The organism is Vibrio wakamikoensis (assembly GCF_050337275.1).
In the GTDB taxonomy this organism is placed as follows: domain Bacteria; phylum Pseudomonadota; class Gammaproteobacteria; order Enterobacterales; family Vibrionaceae; genus Vibrio; species Vibrio chaetopteri.
In genome coordinates, this window is sequence record NZ_JAKJST010000006.1 from 1 (window position 1) to 1,613 (window position 1,613).

General features: G+C 50.6%; 1 protein-coding gene. It reads left to right on the plus strand.

Annotation, left to right across the window (positions count from 1 at the left end):
• Positions 1 to 1,613 (plus strand): cadherin-like domain-containing protein (locus L4C42_RS00430; protein WP_429758886.1); only part of this gene is annotated, 1,613 nt, incomplete at both ends.

Sequence of the window (1,613 nt, forward strand, 5' to 3'; positions counted from 1 at the left end):
ATATTGATCAAGACCTACTCACGTACACCATTTCCAATCCAATTGATGGCCTGATATTCAACCCAGATGGCAGCTACACCTTCGATCCAAAACATGCTTCCTATCAGCATTTGGCAAAAGGTGACACCCAAGTCGTCACCACCATGGTCACAGTAACCGATACGGCGGGCGGCTCGCATCGAGAACAGCTCAAGTTCACCATCACAGGCACCAATGATTTGCCAGTGATGGCTGGCCAATCACAATCAGTGAAAGAAGATGGCGCGGTCTTCCAAGGTCAAATGGTGGCAACGGATGTTGACCAAGACTTACTGACTTACACCACCTCAAATCCGATTGACGGTCTGACGTTCAATCCTGATGGCAGTTACACGTTCGATCCAAGCCACACCTCGTATCAACACCTATCAAAAGGTGACACCCAAGTCGTCACCACTATGGTGACAGTGACCGATACGGCGGGCGGCTCGCATCGAGAACAGCTCAAGTTCACCATCACAGGCACCAACGACTTGCCAGTGATGGCTGGCCAATCACAATCAGTGAAAGAAGATGGCGCGGTCTTCCACGGTCAAATGGTGGCAACAGATGTTGACCACGATTTACTGACTTACACCACCTCAAATCCGATTGATGGGCTGACATTCAATCCTGATGGCAGTTACACGTTCGATCCAAGCCATGCGTCGTATCAACACTTATCAAAAGATGACACCCAAGTCGTTACCACTATGGTGACGGTGACCGATACGGCGGGCGGCTCGCATCGAGAGCAGCTCAAATTCACGATCACAGGCACCAATGACTTGCCAGTGATGGCAGGGCAGTCGCAATCAGTGAAAGAAGATGGCGCGGTCTTCCACGGCCAAATGGTGGCAACAGATGTTGACCACGATTTACTGACTTACAGCACCTCAAATCCGATTGATGGGCTGACGTTCAATCCTGATGGCAGTTACACGTTCGATCCAAGCCATGCGTCGTATCAACATTTATCAAAAGGTGACACCCAAGTCGTCACCACTATGGTGACAGTGACCGATACGGCGGGCGGCTCGCATCGAGAACTTCTCAAGTTCACCATCACAGGCACCAATGATTTGCCAGTGATGGCTGGCCAATCACAATCAGTGAAAGAAGATGGCGCGGTCTTCCACGGTCAAATGGTGGCAACGGATGTTGACCAAGACTTACTGACTTACTCCACCTCAAATCCGATTGACGGTCTGACGTTCAATCCTGATGGCAGTTACACGTTCGATCCAAGCCACACCTCGTATCAACACCTGTCAAAAGGTGACACCCAAGTCGTCACCACTATGGTGACAGTGACCGATACGGCGGGCGGCTCGCATCGAGAGCAGCTCAAGTTCACGATYACAGGCACCAACGACTTGCCAGTGATGTCTGGCCAATCACAATCAGTGAAAGAAGATGGCGCGGTCTTCCAAGGTCAAATGGTGGCAACGGATGTTGACCAAGACTTACTGACTTACAGCACCTCAAATCCGATTGATGGGCTGACGTTCAATCCTGATGGCAGTTACACGTTCGATCCAAGCCATGCGTCGTATCAACACTTATCAAAAGGTGACACCCAAGTCGTCACCATT